The sequence below is a fragment of the Acinetobacter sp. YZS-X1-1 genome (assembly GCF_000804305.1).
Lineage (GTDB): Bacteria > Pseudomonadota > Gammaproteobacteria > Pseudomonadales > Moraxellaceae > Acinetobacter > Acinetobacter variabilis.
Genome location: NZ_JWHB01000076.1, coordinates 1 through 328, shown reverse-complemented (window position 1 = coordinate 328; position 328 = coordinate 1). Strand labels below are relative to the sequence as shown.

The following is a 328-nucleotide window of genomic DNA, read 5'->3' as shown; positions in this document are numbered from 1 at the left end:
GTTCGAGCCCAGGTGGGAGAGCCAAGATTCTAAAAAAACCCACTCACTGCGAAGTGGGTTTTTTTATGCCGGTATTTTTCGGATTAAATATCTATATTGGTCCTGTTTGTAGTTTTAGCGACTCGCAACCATGGCAGAGAATAATCACGCAACCCCTCTACCTTTAATATGGGTTACATAAACATAACATTTTGAACTACAATCATTTTTGATTATTTTTAAAACACTTGATTCAGTTTTTTCAGCTTTTTTATAAAAGTGCCTTGACCCCTTTTTAAATCTCTCTATAATCGCTTGCAGATTCTCCAATAGCTCAGTCGGTAGAGCG

1 protein-coding gene is annotated in these 328 nt (G+C 37.5%); it reads right to left on the bottom strand.

What is annotated here, in order from left to right; all coding sequences use genetic code 11:
• Positions 1-144 precede the first annotated feature (144 nt).
• Positions 145-328, bottom strand: a 184-nt coding sequence (locus tag RJ01_RS16685) for a hypothetical protein (RefSeq protein WP_034171744.1), incomplete at its 5' end; no start/stop codon positions are given.